General features: G+C 69.1%; 14 protein-coding genes. 4 read left to right on the top strand and 10 right to left on the bottom strand.

Features of this window, described 5'->3' with window-relative positions; genetic code table 11:
- Positions 1 to 44 precede the first annotated feature (44 nt).
- From Q0053_RS07755 to Q0053_RS07770, 4 genes are all read right to left on the bottom strand, one after another.
- A complete protein-coding gene (locus tag Q0053_RS07755) occupies positions 45 to 386 on the bottom strand; it encodes a GIY-YIG nuclease family protein (protein WP_298098347.1) in 342 nt (113 codons plus the stop codon).
- A gap of 80 nt (positions 387 to 466) precedes the next feature.
- Positions 467 to 898, bottom strand: a complete 432-nt coding sequence (locus Q0053_RS07760; protein ID WP_298098350.1) for a hypothetical protein — start codon at positions 896 to 898, stop codon at positions 467 to 469.
- Positions 899 to 1,143: 245 nt separating this feature from the next.
- Complete coding sequence (gene clpB, locus Q0053_RS07765) at positions 1,144 to 3,747, bottom strand: ATP-dependent chaperone ClpB (RefSeq protein WP_298098353.1); 2,604 nt, start codon at positions 3,745 to 3,747, stop codon at positions 1,144 to 1,146.
- A 132-nt stretch (positions 3,748 to 3,879) separates the two neighbouring features.
- Positions 3,880 to 6,192, bottom strand: coding sequence for a TonB-dependent receptor (locus Q0053_RS07770; RefSeq protein WP_298098356.1), 2,313 nt, complete (start codon positions 6,190 to 6,192; stop codon positions 3,880 to 3,882).
- A 208-nt stretch (positions 6,193 to 6,400) separates the two neighbouring features.
- On the opposite strand from Q0053_RS07770, the gene Q0053_RS07775 reads away from it, so the two are divergent.
- The 4 genes from Q0053_RS07775 (at position 6,401) to Q0053_RS07790 (ending at position 12,902) form a co-directional block, all read left to right on the top strand.
- Entirely contained in the window at positions 6,401 to 8,347 is a 1,947-nt protein-coding gene (locus Q0053_RS07775) for a hypothetical protein (RefSeq protein ID WP_298098360.1), read from the top strand.
- A gap of 2 nt (positions 8,348 to 8,349) precedes the next feature.
- Positions 8,350 to 10,326 (top strand): tetratricopeptide repeat protein, encoded by a 1,977-nt coding sequence (locus Q0053_RS07780; RefSeq protein ID WP_298098363.1) that lies wholly within the window; start codon positions 8,350 to 8,352, stop codon positions 10,324 to 10,326.
- A complete protein-coding gene (locus Q0053_RS07785) occupies positions 10,323 to 10,970 on the top strand; it encodes a LysE family translocator (RefSeq protein ID WP_298098366.1) in 648 nt (215 codons plus the stop codon). The genes Q0053_RS07780 and Q0053_RS07785 overlap by 4 nt, the downstream gene beginning before the upstream one ends.
- Positions 10,971 to 11,288: 318 nt before the next feature.
- Positions 11,289 to 12,902 carry a serine hydrolase gene (locus tag Q0053_RS07790; protein WP_298098369.1) on the top strand — a complete coding sequence of 538 codons (1,614 nt, stop codon included), beginning with the start codon at positions 11,289 to 11,291 and terminating at the stop codon, positions 12,900 to 12,902.
- 4 nt (positions 12,903 to 12,906) lie between these two features.
- On the opposite strand, the gene Q0053_RS07795 is transcribed toward Q0053_RS07790, so the two are convergent.
- The 6 genes from Q0053_RS07795 to prfA form a co-directional block, all read right to left on the bottom strand.
- A complete protein-coding gene (locus Q0053_RS07795) occupies positions 12,907 to 13,317 on the bottom strand; it encodes a hypothetical protein (RefSeq protein WP_298098372.1) in 411 nt (136 codons plus the stop codon).
- A 63-nt stretch (positions 13,318 to 13,380) separates the two neighbouring features.
- Positions 13,381 to 14,607 carry an NAD(P)/FAD-dependent oxidoreductase gene (locus tag Q0053_RS07800; protein ID WP_298098374.1) on the bottom strand — a complete coding sequence of 409 codons (1,227 nt, stop codon included), beginning with the start codon at positions 14,605 to 14,607 and terminating at the stop codon, positions 13,381 to 13,383.
- 2 nt (positions 14,608 to 14,609) lie between these two features.
- Complete coding sequence (locus Q0053_RS07805) at positions 14,610 to 15,281, bottom strand: DUF4893 domain-containing protein (protein WP_298098377.1); 672 nt, start codon at positions 15,279 to 15,281, stop codon at positions 14,610 to 14,612.
- 85 nt (positions 15,282 to 15,366) lie between these two features.
- Complete coding sequence (locus Q0053_RS07810) at positions 15,367 to 16,338, bottom strand: DUF4167 domain-containing protein (RefSeq protein ID WP_298098380.1); 972 nt, start codon at positions 16,336 to 16,338, stop codon at positions 15,367 to 15,369.
- A 325-nt stretch (positions 16,339 to 16,663) separates the two neighbouring features.
- Positions 16,664 to 17,542, bottom strand: coding sequence for a peptide chain release factor N(5)-glutamine methyltransferase (prmC, locus tag Q0053_RS07815; RefSeq protein ID WP_298098383.1), 879 nt, complete (start codon positions 17,540 to 17,542; stop codon positions 16,664 to 16,666).
- A gap of 86 nt (positions 17,543 to 17,628) precedes the next feature.
- Entirely contained in the window at positions 17,629 to 18,696 is a 1,068-nt protein-coding gene (gene prfA / locus Q0053_RS07820) for a peptide chain release factor 1 (protein WP_298098385.1), read from the bottom strand.
- Positions 18,697 to 18,711 lie beyond the last annotated feature (15 nt).

An 18,711-nucleotide genomic window follows, 5' to 3' on the forward strand; every position in this document is an offset into this window, starting at 1 on the left:
GGCGGGATTGGACAGGGGCAGGCCGTGGAGAGGGCCTTGAGGCATCAGTCCGGCTCCTCGGGCGGGGTCCAGTTCGGGTCGTTGGTGGGGAACCAGTCGGCGGCGAGGTCGCGCCAGTCGGGGTTTGCTTCCTCGATCAGCCTGAGCTTCCAGTCGCGCTTCCATTCCTTGATCTGCTTCTCCCGCCGGATGGCCTCCGTCACCCAGTCAAAGCGCTGGAACCAGACAAGCCCGGTGCAACCGTACCGTTTGGTGAACCCGTCCAGAATACCGGTTCGGTGCTTCCAGACCCGCGCCGTGAGGTTGGCGGTCATGCCGGTGTAGATCGCGCCGTTGGGGCGATTGGCCATCATATAGGTCGCGATGAAGGTGCGATGCGTTCCCATGAAAGCAACCTATACGTTTGTTTTCCTTTCGTCATCCGGGCCTTCGCCGGGATGACGAAAGGGGGGCGGAGAGGTAGTCGTCAGAGCTGGCGGGACCTTCGACGGCTGAGCAGGCCGAGACAGAGGAGCGCGCCGGTCAGGCCGACGAGTAGGACGATAAGGGCCTCGGCGTAGAACTGCGAGTAAATGGCGAAGGGGATCGGCGGGTTCATATTGATCAGCCCGCTCTGTGCGCCCGCCGCGCCGTAAAGGCCGCCCAGAGCGCCCCAGCCGAAGGCGCCGCCGACGCCGATCCACAGGCGGGGCCGCGCGTCGGCGCGCAGGCTGAGGATCCCGATCGCGGCCGAGACGACTGACAGCACCGTGCACGCCATCATCACCAGGTTCAGATGGATCAGTAGGAGCAGCGCGTGGTAGGGCCGCAACTGCGCCAGGGTCATCATCCAGACGAGGCCAGCGAGGGCAACAACCCAGGCGATGGCCAGGGCGACAATCAGGATGCGGGTCGTCATGGCCGTGATCCCCTCTGTGGTGATGCAGTACGGTGCGTCCCGTGCATGAACCTATCCGTCTCGTCCCCTTTCGTCATCCCGGGAGCGAGCGCAGCGAGACCCCGGGACCCAGCGGCGCCGAAGGCGACTTGTCCACGCACGGTGTTTCAGCAGCGGCGCTCCCGACAGGGTCGCGCTCGCGCGCGCCGCTGGGTCCCGGGGTCTGCGCGGCTTCGCCGCTTGCCCCGGGATGACGAAAGGGGGGGTTAGTGGACGCGGGCTTTGCCGATCTCCAGCCCACCCTCCCCCGCTGACACCGCAATCACGCTCCCGTCCTCGATCTCACCCGCCAGCAGCTTCTTCGCGATCGGGTCGACCAGGTCCTTCTGGATCACGCGCTTGAGCGGGCGCGCGCCATAGACCGGGTCGTAGCCCTTGTCGGCGAGCCAGGCGTAGGCGCTGTCGTCGAGGGACAGGGTCAGGCGTCGGTCGGCGAGGAGTTTTTCGAACCGGGCCATCTGTATGCGGACGATGCCGGCCATCTGGTCGCGGCCGAGGCGGCGGAAGAGGATGATCTCGTCGATGCGGTTCAGGAACTCGGGGCGGAAATGGCCGCGGACCTGGTCCATGACATAGGGGCGCACCGCTTCGACGTCGTCGCCTTCGCCCTGGTTGGCCAGCGCCTCTGACCCCAGGTTGGAGGTCATGATGATCAGGGTATTCTTGAAGTCGATGACGCGGCCCTGGCCGTCGGTCAGGCGGCCGTCGTCGAGCACCTGGAGCAGGACGTTGAAGACGTCGGGGTGGGCCTTTTCGACCTCGTCGAACAGGACGACCTGATAGGGGCGTCTACGGACAGCTTCTGTCAGGGCACCACCCTCGTCATAGCCGACATATCCGGGCGGAGCGCCGATCAGGCGGGAGACGCTGTGCTTCTCCATATATTCGGACATGTCCATCCGGGTGATGGCGGCCTCGTCGTCGAACAGGAAGGCGGCCAGCGCCTTGGTCAGCTCGGTCTTGCCGACGCCGGTGGGGCCGAGGAAGAGGAAGCTGCCCAGCGGGCGGTTGGGGTCGTTGAGGCCGGCGCGGGCGCGGCGAACGGCGTCGGCGACGGCGGTCAGGGCCTCGTCCTGACCGACGACGCGGCGGCGCAGGGCGTCCTCCATGGCCAGCAGCTTCTCGCGCTCGCCCTCCAGCATCTTGTCGACGGGGACCCCGGTCCAGCGGGAGACGACCTGGGCGATCTGTTCGGCGTCGACGACCTCGGGCGTCAGGGGGCCGGGCCCTTTTCCATTTTTTTGGTCGGCCTCGGCGGCCTCGGCGTCGGCGAGCTGTTTCTCGATCTGGGGGATCTGGCCGTAGGCGATCTCGGAGGCGCGGCCGAGGTCGCCGGCGCGCTGGACGGCGATCAGTTCGGCGCGCAGCCGGTCGAGGGTTTCGCGCAGCTGGGCGCCGGCGCCGACCTTTTCCTTCTCGGACTTCCAGCGGTTGGTCAGGTCGTCGGACTGGCCCTCGAGGTCGGCGATCTCGTCCTCCAGCTTTTCGAGCCGGGCACCGGACGCGGCATCGGTCTCCTTCTTCAGGGCCTCGCGCTCGATCTTGAGCTGGACCAGACGGCGGTCGATCTCGTCCAGCGCCTCGGGCTTGGAATCGACGGCCATACGGACGCGGCTGCCGGCCTCGTCGATCAGATCGATCGCCTTGTCGGGCAGGAAGCGGTCGGTGATGTAGCGGTGCGAGAGGGTCGCGGCGGCGACGATGGCGCTGTCGGAGATGCGCACCCCGTGGTGGACCTCGTACTTCTCCTTGATGCCGCGCAGGATGGAGACGGTGTCCTCGACGCTGGGCTCCTCGATGAAGACGGGCTGGAAGCGGCGGGCCAGGGCCGCGTCCTTCTCGACGTGTTTGCGGTACTCATCGAGGGTGGTGGCGCCGACGCAGTGCAGCTCGCCGCGCGCGAGGGCGGGCTTGAGCAGGTTGGAGGCATCCATGGCCCCGTCGCCCTTTCCGGCGCCGACCAGGGTGTGCATCTCGTCGATGAACAGGATGATGCCGCCCTCGGCGGCGGTGACCTCGGCCAGCACGGCCTTGAGCCGCTCCTCGAACTCGCCGCGGTATTTGGCGCCGGCGATCAGGGAGCCCATGTCGAGGGCCATGACGGTCTTGTCGCGCAGGCTCTCCGGCACGTCGCCGTTGACGATGCGGAGCGCCAGGCCTTCGACGATGGCGGTCTTGCCGACGCCGGGCTCGCCGATCAGGACGGGGTTGTTCTTGGTGCGGCGGGCGAGGACCTGGATGGTGCGGCGGATCTCCTCGTCGCGGCCGATAACGGGGTCGATCTTGCCGTCGCGGGCGGCCAGGGTCAGGTCGCGGGCATAGCGTTTCAGGGCGTCATAGGCGTCCTCCGCCCCGGCGCTGTCGGCAGTCTTGCCCTTGCGGACCTCGGCGATGGCGGCATCAAGGGCGGCGGGGGTGGCACCGACGGATTTCAGGACTTCGGCGGCGACCCCGCCCTCCCGCGCGATGGCGCTGAGCAGGCGTTCGGTGGTGACGAAGGCGTCGCCGGCCTTTTTCGAGGCTTCCTCGGCAGAGGCGAAGACGCGGGCGGTGTCGCCGTCGAGATAGATCTGGCCGTTGCCGCCGGTGACCTGGGCGCGCTTCTTCAGGGCGGTTTCGGTCGCGGTCTCGGCCTTGGCAGGGTCGCCGCCGGCGGCGGTGATCAGATTGCGGGCGAGGCCGTCGCGCTCCTCCAGCAGCACCTTGAGCAGGTGTTCAGGCGCGAACTGCTGATGCCGCCGGGCGAGGGCCAGCGACTGGGCGGACTGGACGGCCTGTTTGGCGCGGTCGGAATAGAGGTCGAGATTCACTTGGCTATCCCCTGATGGCGGACTCCGCCGTCGCGCCCTCTGATGCAAGCAACGCGCCGTGCGGCTGCGACTCAGGTGGGTGTGACCGAAACATCACGCAAGGGGGTGGGCGGCCGGCCGAAGCCGGCGGGATCACCCGCCGGTGGTCGGGGCCGAGAAGTCGAACTGTTCCGGACGCCGCTGGCCGCCACCGAAATTCCACGTCAGGCCGATGAAGGCCGCGCGACCGCCGAACACCTGGTCGGCCTGGTCGGTGAAGGTCGGGGTGGTCAGGGTGGTGGTGGAGCCGAAATCGTCGAACACATCCCGGACCGTCACATTGAGGGACCAGGCGTCGCTCAGTTTGCGACGATAGCCGAGATTGACGAGGGTGGACTGTTCCCGGCTGCCCTGGGCCAGCAACTGCTCGCCGCCCCAGATGCCGGACACCTGCAGGAAGTCTTCCGGCGTCGGGGTCCAGTTCAGGGTCAGGCGGCCGGCGACGCTTTCGCCCTCGCTGTCGACCGTGCCGACCAGGCCGGCGGCGTCGATCTGCTGGCGGAAGAGGTTGAGACTGGCGTTGTAGCGCAGGGTCGGGTGCAGGGCACCGCTGGCCACCAGTTCAAGGCCGGTCGAGGTGCTGGCCCCGAGGTTCTCGGGCCGGGTCAGGAAGACGCCGCCGCCGAGATCGGTCGTGACCGGGGTGAAGGCGTCGCGGGTGTCCCGGTAGTAGACGGTGGCCTGGTAGAAGGTCTGCTGCTGGCGATAGCCCCAGATCAGCTCCAGCGCGTCCGTCTCCTGCGGCAGGAGGTTCGGATTGCCGGAGCGGCGGTTCAGATCGTCCTGATAGGTCAGGAAGGGGTTGAGGTCGCCCGGGCCCGGACGCTGGATCCGGCGGCCATAGCTGGCCCGCAGGGTCTGGGTGTCGTCCAGCTGCCAGGAGACGTTCAGGGTCGGATAGGCGCGGAAATAGTCCTGCGACGACCGCAGGCCGGTGGTGATCTGGTCCAGCTCCAGGTCGGCCTGTTCGAGGCGCAGGCCGAACTGGGCGGTCAGCTTCTCGCCGAACGGCCGCTCCAGGGTCGCATAGACGGCGTGCACCGTCTGATCGAGGTGGAACTCATTGGACACGACGGGGTCGGGGACCAGGTTCGCCGGGGTCGGCCCGCGGGCGAAGAGGTTGTCCTGTTCGAGGGTCAGGGCCTGACGCTCATAGCCCAGCCGCAGGCGGCCGCCGTCGGCCATGGGCCGGACATAGGCGCTGGTGAAGCCGATCTGGTCCTGGCGGTTCTGGTTGCTCAGAAACTCGCTGAAGGGAGACGCCACCGGGATCAGCCGGTCGGCCCGGGTGGCGAGGTCGACACCGAAGCGGTTGCGGTCGTAGCGCAGCTCATTGGACCATTCATGGCCCGCCGCGTCGAACCGGCGCAGGACGCGCGCGCTCGCGCCGGAGAACTGGCCCTGGAAACCGCCGCCGGAGAGGCGGCGATAGGCCGAGGCGATGCCGCCGCCGGCGGCATCCGCCTCATACAGGTCGAGACTGTCGGCGAAGCTGTCGACGTCCGTATGGCGCACGTCGCCGGTCAGCTGGGTCTTGGCGTCCAGATTGTGCTCGGCCGCCAGACGGATGAAGACGCTGTCGGAATCGCCCTCGACAGTCTGGCTCTGCCGGGCCTCGAGAAACCGGCCGGACCCGGCGTCGAACCGCGTCCGCAGCCGCTCGAGCTCCTGCAGATAGGCGTCGTGGCGCACGCCGAAATCGGCGGACAGGGTCGTCGGGCCGTTCACATGCGACAGGCTGCCGCCGACATTGTAGCGGCCGGTGTCGCCGATATTGGCGCGCAGCGAGCCGGTCGTGGTCTGGCCGGGGCGGACCGTGGTCGGCTTGGAGATCAGATTGATCACCCCGCCCGAGCCCTCGGGGCTGTAGGCGGCGGACGGATTGGTCAGGATTTCGATCCGGGCATACTGGGCGGCCGGAATCTGCTGCAGCAGCTGGCCCCGGCTGGGTCCGTTGAACTGGCTGGCCGGCCGGCCGTCGACCAGGATGGTGACATTGGCATCGCCGCGCAGGCTGACATTGCCGTCGGGATCGACCTCGACCGAGGGAATGTTGCGCAGGGCCTCGGCCAGGGTGCCGGTCTGGGCCTGGAGATCGTTGGCGAGGCTGTAGCTGGTGCCCTCGCTGGAGGTGCGGATGTCATTGGGGCGGGCGGTGACGACCACCTCATCAAGCGACGCAGCCTCGGCGGGCTTTTCGGACTCCGCGGCCGGGGCCTGCGCCTGCGCCTGCGGGGCCTGAGCCGGAGCCGGAGCCGGGGTTTGGGCCGGAGCGGGTGCCGGAGTCGGGGCCGGATTCTGGGCGGGCGTCGGGGCCGGCGTCTGGGCCGGCATCTGGGCGAAGGCAGCACCGGACGTGGTGGCCAGGGCCGTGCCGACCAGCAGCAGGAAGCGGATGGAAGTCATATCGGGCACCCCGGACGTGGAGCAGGCCGACAGGGCCCGATCCTTTTCAGGCGCGGTACCAGCCTTGCCGGGGGTCAGGACAGTTACTTCCCGGTAATCCCGGGCTCGGCGACGGATTGTCGCGCGCAAAGGCAGAAGCCCGACCCGTTGTGCGCAACGGTCAAACCCGCGAAACTGTTCCTTGAGGACGAGGGGAGGAGACGACGGCTTGGCCAAACGACCACGCGCAACGGCAAGGGCTTCGGCCCCCACCACACCCGATCCGGTCGAGATCGCCATGGAGATCGCCGCCACGGGCAAGACCCCGGCGGAGGCGGCCATGGCGGTGCTTCACGCCAATGCCGCGCTCCTGACGCATCAGGGCGTGCTGGCGCGCAACGAGATCTTCCGCAACCGCATCCGCTCCATCCGCGACATCGCCATCGCCGCCATGGTCGTCGCCCTCGTGGTGGCGGTCGGGGCCGTGGTGTGGAGCGCCAGCCGGACGACCGGTCTGGTGATCCAGCCCTTTTCGGTGCCGCCGGAGCTGGTCGAGGACGGTCTGGACGGCCGCGCCGTCGCCGCCCTGTTCCAGGACGAACTGGTCCGGCTGGACGCGGTCAGCCAATCAGCCCGCCCGCCGGCGAGTTTCCGCAACGACTGGTCCGAGGGCATTACTGTCGAGGTCGAGGCGGGGGGTCTGTCCCTGACCGACACCTACCGCGCTCTGGTCCGCTTGCTGGGCAAGGAATCCTATGTCGACGGAGGTCTCAGCCGAACCACCCGCGGACTTGAACTGGTGATCCGCACCAGCGACGGCACAGCGGTCACGGTGCAGGGGCCAGCCGATCGTCCGGCCGATCTGATGCGGCAGGCGGCCGAGCGTTTCTATGAGGAGACCCAGCCCTATCGCTATGCGATCTACCTCCAGAACAGCGCGATATCCCTCGCCGCCGGTCCGGAGCAACAGGCACTGCTGGACCGCAGGCGGGCCATCCTGAAGACGCTTTCGTCCAGTCCAACAGAGATCGAACGGCTCTGGGGCAACAATGGTCTGGCAGTGTCTACGAGTGTATTGCCGCAGGATTCGATCTCGTTTCTGCAAGTCGGCCTGAAGATCGACGCGGAACACCCCCTGTTGCTGTTCAACCTCGCGAGTTTCCGGCTCCTACTCGGCCACGACGAGGCGGTTCTGTTCGAAGCCCAGCGTGCCGCAGAATCTCTTTCCAAGCCGCGCAACCGCGCCAAACTAAGCGCAGGGCGGCAGGTATCCATTCCGCTTCGAGCGCAGGCCAGGCTTGCGGAACTGCGGGGGGACTGGTCAGAGGCGCTCAGGGTCAGAACGAAGGGTGGGTCAGAGATCACAGATCAATTTTGGGAGGACAACGTTCGGGATCTGGTCAGCACTCTGATCGCCCTGCACCAACCCTCTGAGGCCTCAGCCCTTAGCCACAGCCTGAATCTCTACCCTGGAACAAACATCTATTGGATGAACCTCACGCCACCGTTCGCGCCCCTGGCCGAGGCGGCGGCGAGCCTGGACCAGTGGCCACAGGCCCTGGCGGCGCTGGAGGCCTTCGAGTCGGAGGTGGCCCCGACCCTGCCCCTGCGCGCCAGCGCGGCCCGCGCGACCTTCATCTGGCCCCGCCTCGCCTATGCCCGGGCACGGACCGGCGATCTGGCCGGGGCCCAGGCGCTGATCGCGGCCACGCCGCTGGACTGCTACCTGTGTGTGCGCGAGCGGGCGCGGATCGCGGAGCTGGCGGGGGATCGGGCGGCGGCGGACCGCTGGTCGGCCGAGGCGCGGCGGCAGGGACCGTCCCTGCCCTTCGCCTTCGCCGAGCGGGGCCAGATGCTGATGGCGCGCGGCGACACCGCCGGGGCCATCGACTTCTACGAACAGGCCATCGAGCGCGGCCCCCGCTGGGCCGATCCGCAGAAATACTGGGGCGACGCCCTGATGGCGCAGGGCGACGAGGCCGGTGCGATCCGCAAATACCGCGCCGCCGCCGACCGCGCCCCCCGCTGGGGCGCCCTGCACCTGGCCTGGGGCCGGGCGCTGGAGGCACAAGGCCGCCGCGATCAGGCCCGTGAGAAGTATGAGCAGGCCTTCCGCATGGACCTGTCCGCCACCGACCGGGCCGAGGTGGTGCGCAGGTTGGGGGCGAGGACATAGCCATGACCGACACAAACAAGCCGACCGGCCAGTCCCGGCGTCCGCGACCGGCCGCCCCCACCACGCCTGATCCGGTGGAGATCGCCATGGAGATCGCCGCCAGCGGCCAGACGCCCGGCGATGCTGCGTTGGAGGTTCTGCGCATCAATGCCGCCCTGATGCGCGAGCAGATCGATGTCGCCCGTGAAGAGGCCAACCTGTCCCGCGAACAGATCGGTCTGGCCCGCAACGAGCGGTTCCGGAACCGGATCAAGGCGGTGCGGGACATCGCCATTGCCGTCGTCGTTCTTCTGCTCGCAGCGGGCGTGATCGGTTTCGTCTGGAATGCCCGACAGGCCAGTGGGCTGGTCATCCAGCCGCTGTCGACGCCGCCGGATCTGGCCCAGCGCGGGCTGGATAGCCGGGCCGTTTCCTCGCAACTGCTGGACCGGCTCAACCGGCTTCAGGCGGAGACGGATTCGATCCGCGCGGCCAACACCTATGCCAACAACTGGCAGGGGGACGTCAGCGTGGAAATCCCCTCCACGGGCGTTTCCATCGGCGAGCTGGATCACTGGCTGCGAGGGACACTGGGTCGCGAGACGGTCATCTCCGGCGAGGTGACGCGGGCGGGTGAAAGCCTGTCGATGAAGGTGCGAACCCCGGCAGGGGGCGGTCGCACCATCGTCAGCCCGACCGGTGATCTGGACGCCCTGGTTCAGGGCGCCGCCGAGGCCATCTATGAGATGACCCAGCCCTATCGCTATGCGATCTACCTTCGGGGCGCGGGACGGCGAGACGAGGGGCTGGCCGTCTTGAGGAAGCTCGCCGCTTCAGGGGCGCCGCTGGATCGCGCCTATGCCAATTTGGGCCTCGGGGTGGACCTGGACAGACAGGGTTATTTCGATCAGGGCATGGTTCGTTACAGGCGCGCGCTCGAAATCGATCCCGATTTCGCGCCGGCGGAGAACAATCTGGCGGCCATATACGATATGGTCGGCGATACAGAACGCGCGCTGGCCAGTTCGAACCGGCTCGTTCGCATCCTGAATGGGCCCGGCCGCCGAGTCCTTCAGCCGGGCCCGGCCGAGGTTACGGAGATCGTCAACCGGGCCTTTATCGCCGACTATCAGGGAGATGCGGCGGCCGCCGCTGACCTGGTTGGAACGCTGGCCGGCAAACAGGAATACGCGGGAATTGTTCAGGCCGCCCCCTTGCATCAGGCCAGCCTTCTGGTTGCCGCACATGACCTCGGCCGGGCCAGAAGGGTCCTGGTGGACGTCGGGGTCGCGTCGGCGGTCCAGAGTTACCGCATCACCGGGGTGTACTACGATCTGTCGATCCCAACGGCCGACCTTCTGATAGCGCGCGAACTGTGGCCTCAGGCCCTGGCGGAGCTGCAGGCCTGGGAGGGCCTGGTGAGCCGCCCCGACCATGTCGCGCAGATACCGATAGTGATCTGGCCCCGGATGGCTGAGGTCATGGCGCGGATGGGGCGGCTGGACGAAGCCGTTGCCCTGGTCGGGCGGACGCCGACCGACTGCTATCCCTGCCTCACGGCACGGGCGCGGATCGCGGAACTGGCCGGAGACAGACCCGCCGCCGACCGTTGGTCGGCCGAGGCGCGGCGGCAGGGGCCGTCGCTGCCGTTCGCCTTCGCCGAGCGCGGCCAGATGCTGATGGCGCGCGGCGATGTGGCCGGGGCCATCGATTTCTACGAACTGGCCATCGAACGCGGCCCTCGCTGGGCGGACCCTCAAAAGTACTGGGGCGACGCCCTGATGGCCCGGGGTGACGCGGCCGGGGCGATCCGCAAATACCGCGCCGCCGCCGACCGGGCTCCGCAGTGGGGCGCGTTGCATTTGGCCTGGGGCCGGGCGCTGGAGGCGCAAGGAAGGCGCGATCAGGCCCGTGAGAAATATGAGGAGGCCGCCCGCCTGGACCTGTCCGCCACTGATCGGGCCGAGGTGGTGCGGCGGTTGGGGGTCCGGCCGGGATGATCCCCCACACAGCCTGGCCCGTCGATCCTGCCGTCATCCTGCCCTTCCTGCTGGCGGTGGCCCTGATCGAGCTGACGCCGGGGCCGAACATGGGTTGGCTGGCGCTGGTGTCTCTGGGGCGCGGGCGGTGGGCGGGGTTTGCGGCGGTCGCCGGGGTGACGGTCGGGCTGGCGGTGTGGATGCTGGCCGCGGCCTTCGGCCTGACACAGGTCCTGCTGATCTGGCCGCCGCTGTTCCAGATCATCCGCTGGGCCGGGGTGGTGTTCCTGCTGTGGCTGGCCTGGGAGGCCTGGCGCGGCGACAGCGATCCCGCGGCCCCGGACGGTCCCGACCACCGGACGATGCGCGGCCTGTTCCTGCGCGGGATGACCGGCAATCTGCTCAATCCCAAGGCGGCGGTCTTCTATGTCGCCCTGCTGCCGACCTTCATGCGGCCCGATCATGGGTCGCCGCTGGTGCAGGCGCTGAGTCTCGGCGGCCTGCATCTGGCCGTGGCGGTCGTGGTGCATGCCCTGATCGTGCTGGGCGCGGCCGGGGCGAGTGGCGCGGTCCTGACGCGGGTACAGGGGCCGGTGCTGCGCGCCGTCATGGCCGGCGGCATCGCCCTGGTGGCACTGTGGATGGCGTGGGAGACGCGGGGCTAGGGCGGGCGCCGAGGCGGACAGGGCTGGTTCGTCACAACGGACACAACGCAGGGCACAACGGACACAGCGGGTGCTGCGCGGATGCCCGGACCCACCGGGGCTGGGCTGGAACAATGCGGCGTCCGCCGCGATTTCAAGTCCGCCGGAGATGACACCGAACTTAACGGAGCTCCGGTCCCGTTGTGTGCGTTGTGCCCTGCGTTGTGTCCGTTGTGATGAACCTGACCACCACCGCACTCCACCAAAGACGCGACGGCCGGTTCAACTCCGCGGTTGATTGCTCTAGCGTCCGCACCTAACCTGTCCGGAGTGCCCCTTATGACGATCCGCCTCACCCGCCGCGCGGCTCTGGTTTCCTCCGTGGCCGGGGCGGCCGCCCTGCCCTCGACCGGCTGGGCCCAGGCTGCCGCGAACGACAGCGCCTCGCTGGCGGATCAGGTCGACGCCTATGTGCAACGGGTTATGGCCGGCTTTCCGGACCAGCCGGCGGTGTCTGTGGCGCTGGTCAAGGACGGGCAGGCGGTGCTGACGCGCGGCTATGGCGTGCGGGCCATCGGCGGGGCGGCGGTGGATGAGCACACATTGTTCGCCATCGCCTCCAACACCAAGGCGGTGACCTGCGCCGCCCTGGCCATCCTGATCGATGAGGGCAAGGTGAAGTGGGACGAGCCGGTGCGCACGTATCTGCCCGGCTTCAGCCTGTCGAAACCCGAGCTGAACGACATGGTGACGGTGCGCGATCTGGTCAGCCACCGGATCGGCTTCGGCCTCGGGGCCGGGGACCTGCTGTTCTGGCCCAACAGCGACCGGACCCGGGCCGAGATCATGGCCGCCGTGCCCCATGTGCCGATCGAGGACAGTTTCCGGACCACCTACCACTACTGCAATCTGATGTTCGTGGTGGCCGGCGAGGTGATCGCCGCGGTCTCGGGCATGGCGTGGGAGGATTTCGTCCAGACCCGGATTCTGGACCGGCTGGGCATGACCGAGACCCTGCCGGTGATGGTCGGGGCCGATCCGGCCAAATCAGCCCTGCCGCACGGTCGGGTCGGGCCGCCGCTGCGCTACCAGGGCGAGATGCGGACCATCGGCCAGTCGATCCAGGAGGTCTGGAACTGGTCGGCTGCGGGGGCGGCGGGCGGCTTCGTCACGACCCCGGTCGACTGGGCCAGATGGATCGCGGTGCAGCTGGCGCGCGGCGAACTGCCGGACGGGACCCGGCTGTATTCCGAAGCCCGGGCCAATGAGATGTGGCGGCCCAATATCATCATCTCCAACTCGGCGGGACCGACCGAGACCCTGCCCGGGCGGGCCATCGCCTCGACCTATGCGACCGGCTGGCAGGTGCAGGACTATCGCGGCGAACGGATGATCACCCACGGCGGCGGAGCCCCGGGCTATGTCTCGGGCACGGTGCTGATCCCGGGGCGAAATGCGGGCTTCTCCTATTTCACCAATGCCGAGGAGAGCTTCCTGACCCGTGCCCTGCGCAGCGGCATCACCGACATCGTCATGGGCAAGACCGGCTTCGACTGGGTCGCGGACGGGGTACGTCTGAAGGCCGAGGGGGATGCGAAATCGATCGAGGCGGCGGCGGAGATCGATGCGAAACAGGCCGCGGGCGCGCCGCCGTCCCTGCCGCTGGCGGCCTATGCCGGAACCTGGCGCGACCCCTGGTACGGCGACATCACGATCCAGGCACGGGACCTTCAGCTGTGGCTGAGCTTCAGCCGGACGCCGTCGCTGCAGGGCCCGGTCGAGCCCTATGACGGCGACACCCTGCGGACCCGGTTCACCGACCGGCGCGAGGAGGATGTCTTCATCACCTTCAGGCTGGAGAACGGCCGGCCCGTATCCGCGACGATGAAGGCGGTCAGTCCGGATGCGGACTTCAGCTATGACTACCATGACCTGCGGCTGACGAAGGTTTGAGCCCCTACTCCGTCTGGCGGCGCGAGACCCGGCCCGCTTCGAGCACCGGCATGCCGGCCTCGGTCGGGATGTAGATGGTTTCGCGGCCGGACTTGCCGGCGGTTTCCTTGAGCATGTCGATATAGGCCCAGCGCAGGTAGTTCTCGGGGCCGCCGAGGCTTTCGGCCATGATGCGGTTGGCCTCATTGGTGCCGCGGGCGCGGGCGACCTCGGCCTGGGCGGTCAGCTGGGCCGAGTCGAGGGCGGCCTGGGCCTCAAGCACGCGGATGCGGCGGTCCTGGACGGCCTGCTCATAGGCGGCCTTGCCCTGCATCTGTTTGGAATAGACGTTGTAGGACGGCAGGCCGATCATGACGACGGCCAGGACGATGACGACTGCGATGACCGAGCCGATGGTGATGCTGACGCCGCGCATGGGAACCTCCTGACAGGGCGGGACCATCCCGCCGTGGGAGATTCGCGGTCCGGGCGAGCGGGGTCAAGGGCGGTGTGACGGGCGGGGGTCCAGCAGCAGGCCCGAGACGGTGGCCGCCAGCAGGCGCGGCGACAGCGGCAGCCGCGACACCTTGCCGAGGATGTGGTCGCGGACCCAGGGCAGAACCCGACCATCGGCCTGGTAGAAAGGGGTGAAGCCGAGGCTGAGCGCCTGATAGAGCCGCACATGCCAGCGGCGCGCGGCGGCATAGGCCGACAGGGCGTCCGGCAGGTCGGTATGCGACGCCAGCGCTTCGCTCAGGCTCCAGGCATCGAGCAGGCCCATATTGACCCCCTGCCCCAGCTGCGGACTGGTCGAATGGGCCGCGTCACCGATGATCGCCAGCCGGTCGGCGACGGGCCGGGCCAGGGTGTGATGACCGTAGCGGGCGAGGGTCAGCTGGTCCGGGTCGGTCAGGGTCTCCAGCAGGCCCGCGGTCTCGGGCCAGAGGGTCCGGACCTCGGCCTTCCAGGCGTCCAGGCCGGCCTCGTGCCAGGCGGCATGGTCTTCGGTCCGCAGGCTCCAGAAGAAGGTGGCGAGGCGGTCGGGGCTGCCGGGTCGGGCCCCGACCGGCAGGACGCCGACCATCTTCGAGGCGCCGCGATAGACCTGTTGCAGGGCGCGGGGATCGAACGGCTCTCCCGGCCAGGGCACGGTGCCCCACAGGGCTCCCCAGGCCAGCGGGCGCGGCGCGGCGCCGAGGCCGGCGGCGATCCGGGAGCGCGCGCCCGAGGCGTCGACGATCAGGTCGAAGGCCGGGGTGGAGTGACCGCACGCGTCCGTCAGCCGCCCGCCATCGGCGGCGACCATCTCCCGGCCGGTCTCGAACCTGACACCGGCCTCGAGACAGGCGCGGTGCAGGACGTCGAACAGGGCCGCCCGGTGGACGCCGAGCGCCAGCCTCGGACGGTGCAGGTCGTCGTAGCGGACATCCAGCACGATGCGGCCGCGCCGGGCCTCGCGTCCGAAGATGTGGTCGATCGGCTGGGCCATGGCCTCGACCGCCGGGGTCAGACCGAGCGCATCGAGCACGGCCAGTCCGGTCGGCTGGAGCATGAAGCCGGCCCCGACCGGCCCGGCCTGTTCGAACCGTTCGAAGACGATGACGTCCCGCCCCTGCCGCGCCAGCATGAGGGCTGCCGCCAGGCCGGAGGGGCCCGCCCCGACGATGGCCGTTTTGTCGGGCCGCGGTCGTCGGCCCTTCGGGACCTCCCGATCCGACGCGGCCATGCTCAGGCCGGCACCAGCTCGATCAGGTCGAGGTTGGACTCGGCCTGGGGCCAGGGGATGACCAGCCGCCAGCGGCGCTCACCGATCCGCTCCAGAACGGCGATCAGGTCGCGGTCGGGCCGCTGGCCGTAGGAGTTGGCGGGCGGCTCCTCGGCCAGGGCGAGGGAGCCGAGCATGACCATCTGGCGGTCGTTCTCGGGGAACAGCAGGCCGGCGGGGCGCTGACTGCCGGTCTGTTTGGAGAATTTCAGACCCCGCTGTGTGGCTTCAATGCGGCAGGCGAACCAGCCGTAGACCACATAGCCGAGGCCGTCCTCGCCCCCCTGGGAGCCCAGTTTGACGGTGCGGCAGCGATAGTCGCCGGGCGGCGGCGCGACCGATGACCGGGCGGCGCGGGGGTCGATCAGGTCACCGAGACCGCTCAGGTCGCCCGAGCCGGGCTGACGGCGGGCCTGTTGCAGGGCCAGAGACCAGGCCGCATCCCGGCGGCTGTAGCGGTCGCGGTCGGATGCCGTGACGATGCCGCGCCAGTCGCGCAGCGCCACCGATCCGGCGGCCTCTCCGGACGCGGCGGGTGGCGGCGGGGGTGGTGGCGGGGGTGGCGCGGAGGCGCAGGCAGCGAGCGCGAGGCTCGCGAAAAGGCTCAGGGCCGAAGACCGCGACAGGCCGGACATGGGCGCTCCGGGAGAGATCGAGGCCCCCTTGGGCCAGCGAAGCGAGGCGGCGTCAAGCGACCTCGCACGGCGGGCAGGGTGCCGGTCAGTCCTCGGCGGCCGTGGCCTCGACCTTGCGGCGGGGCGCGCGACGTTTGGGCGCGGCGGCCTCTTCGGCGGCTTCAACGGGTTCCGGTGCCGATGCGGTCGAACGGGTCAGGAAGCCCGGCAGGGCCGAGGGACCGTCGTCGGTGGCCACGCCGGCATCACGGCGGGGCTTGCGCTCGGGACGTTCTGCGCGGGCCGGGCGTTCGGCCCGTTCCGGCCGGTCGGAACGGACGTCCGGGGCGGCCTCGGTCGTCTCGGCGGGCGGAGCGTCGCTCTCGGTGCGGGCCTCACCGCCTTCGCGTTCGAAGCGGGCGTTGCGCTCCAGCTGGCGGCGCTCCCAGCGTTCGCGGCGGGTCTCGCGGCGGCTGCCGTCGGCATTGAAGCCGCCGTCACTCTCGGACCGGGGCTCGCGCGGTTCGCGGTCCTGACGCGGCTGGTCGTCGCGGTCACGCCATTCCCGGCGGGGCTGTTCGCCCCCCTGACGATCACCTTGGCGGTCATTGGGGCGGTCGTTCTGGCGGTCGTTCTGGCGTTCCTCGGCCTCGCGCTGGCGGGCCTCGATCTGGGCGAGACGGTCGGCCTCGACCTTTTCGGCAGCCATGATGGCGGCGGCCTGGGCGCCGGTCTCGTCCTCGAAATCGATATCGAAACCCTGGCCGGCCAGTTCGCGCTGGGCGATCTCGGACACGGGACGCGAGGGCTGGAGCGCGCGCAGGACGCGGAAATAGTGTTCGGCGTGCTGGGTGTAGTTCTCGGCCAGGACGCGGTCGCCGGCGGCGGAGGCGTCACGCGCCAGCTGCATGTAGCGCTCATAGACGGTCTGGGCGTTGCCGCGGACCTTGATGTTCTCGGGGCCCTGGGAGTCCCACGAACGGTTCGGATTGGTGGCGTTGGCATTGTTGTTGCCGCTGCCGCCGCCGGGCTTTCTGTTGCGTCCGCGCTGACGCTTCATGCCCTTGAAATCTCTCATCCGACGCTACCGTGCTTTGTATGAGGGACGGTCCGGGGCGATGGCCGCCGGTGCTGTCCGTTGGGTCGTTCCGCTTCGTTCCGGGGCCAATCCCCGCTGACGATGTGATCGGAAATACATATCTCCCCGTGGTCCGCCCGGCCGATCTGGCCAGACCTTCACATGCCCTGAGCGCGCGTGGATGGGCCTGAAGCGGTCCAAGGCGTGCGTTTTGGGTGGGAGACAGAAGAAGACTTAGCGCGGCAAGGGGCCGTTTCCAAGAGGTTTGTTTGAGACCCCTGCACCACCCTTCGGGCGGTCCCCCTCCCCCGATGGGGGAGGAACGCTACATCTTCGGAATGGGGTTTGTCCTCGGGTCCGGGCCGTTGGTGACGACGCGGTCGCGGTCGGACAGGTCCTTGACGATGATGACGTGGTCGAAGCCCGCCGCCTCGAACAGGGCCTTGACCTGCGGGCCCTGGTCCCAGCCGATCTCGACGGCGAAGATGCCACCGGGACGCAGGATGCGGCGGATCTCCGGGGCCAGTTCGCGATAGGCGACGAGGCCGTCGGGGCCGCCGTCGAGGGCCAGATGCGGGTCATGCTCGCGGACCTCGGGGTCGAGGCCGGGGATGTCGCCGGACGGGATGTAGGGCGGGTTGGAGACCACCAGATCGAAGCTGGCGTCGCCGAAACCGGCGGCCCATTCGGTGCGCAGGAAGGTGGCGCGGTTGTCGAGTTCGAGGTTGGTGGCGTTCTCCTTCGCGACGGCCAGGGCCTCGAAGGAGATGTCGGTGCCGACGCCGCGCGCCCCGGCCCGCTCGGCCAGGGTGGCCAGCAGGATGGCGCCGGAGCCGGTGCCGAGATCGATCATCTCGAAGGCCTGATGCGGCGGATAGGCCAGCATGACGACGTCGAGAATGGCCTCGGTGTCGGGCCGGGGGCTGAGCACATCGGGGGTGACGTTCAGCATGATCTTCCAGAAGCCCTTCCGGCCGAGGATGCGCGAGACCGGCTCGCGGCGCAGGCGGCGTTCGACGAAGCCGTCCAGGGCGGCCTGCTGGTCCGGGGTCACGACGCGGTAGGGGTCGGTCAGGATGTCGGTGCGGCTCGCGCCGGTGGCGACCTCCAGCAGCAGGCGGGCGTCGATGGACGGGCTGTCGATGCGGCCGGCCTTGAGCGTGGCGGTCGCAGCCTTCCAGGCGGTCACGAGGGTCGGGGTCATGGGGTCTCCGGGCATTCGGCGGTCTGGAGCATTGTTGGGCAAGTTCCGGGACCGGACTCGCTGTTTCAGTCAGGTCCGGTCAGGCCTTAGCCGAATTCCGCCTCGAGATCGGCGAGGCGGGCCGCCTGATCCTCCGCGATCAGGGCGTTGAGCAGGGGGTCGATGTCGCCCTCGAGAATCTGCGGCAGGCTGTGCAGGGTCAGACCGATACGGTGGTCGGTCACCCGGCCCTGCGGGAAATTATAGGTGCGGATACGCTCCGACCGGTCGCCGGAGCCGACCTGTGATTTGCGCGAGTCGGAGCGGGCGTCGTCCTTCATCTGGCGCTGCATGTCGTAGAGCCGGACGCGCAGGTTTTTCATCGCCTTGTCGCGGTTGACGTGCTGGGACTTCTCCGAGGAGGTCACCACGATCCCCGAGGGGAAATGGGTGATGCGCACGGCGGAATCGGTCTTGTTGACGTGCTGGCCGCCCGAGCCGGAGGCGCGGAAGGTGTCGATGCGGATGTCCTTGTCGTGGATCTCGATCTCGACATCCTCGACCTCGGGCAGGACGGCGACCGTGGCGGCCGAGGTGTGGATTCGGCCGCCGGCCTCGGTCGTCGGGACCCGCTGGACGCGGTGGACGCCGCTCTCGAACTTCAGCCGGCCGAAGACGCCGTCGCCCGTGACCGTCGCGATGATCTCCTTGTAGCCGCCCGCGTCGCCCTCGGTGGCGGAGTCCAGTTCGACCTTCCAGCCCCGGGTCGAGGCATAGCGGGAGTACATGCGGAACAGGTCGCCCGCGAACAGGGCGGCCTCATCGCCGCCGGTGCCGGCGCGGACTTCCAGCACGGCGGAGGCGTTTTCGTCGGCATCGCGCGGGGCCAGCAGCAGGGCCACGTCGCGCTCCATGTCGGGCAGCCGGTCCCTGAGCGCCTGCAGTTCGTCGGCGGCCATTTCGGCCATCTCGGGGTCGGTGGCCATGGCTTCGAGATCGGCCATCTCGGCCCGGGTCCTCGCCAGCGCCATGACGGCGTCGGCGACGGGCTTCATCTCCGCATGTTCCTTGGACAGGCGGACGATCTCCTGGCCGTCGCTGGCCGCACCCATCCGCGCCTCCACCTGGTGGAAACGGTCGAGCACCTGATCGAGCCGGGCCTGGGGCAGTCGCAAGGGGGAAGCGCCTCT

Origin of the sequence: Brevundimonas sp., assembly GCF_027487935.1 — a bacterium.
Lineage (GTDB): Bacteria > Pseudomonadota > Alphaproteobacteria > Caulobacterales > Caulobacteraceae > Brevundimonas.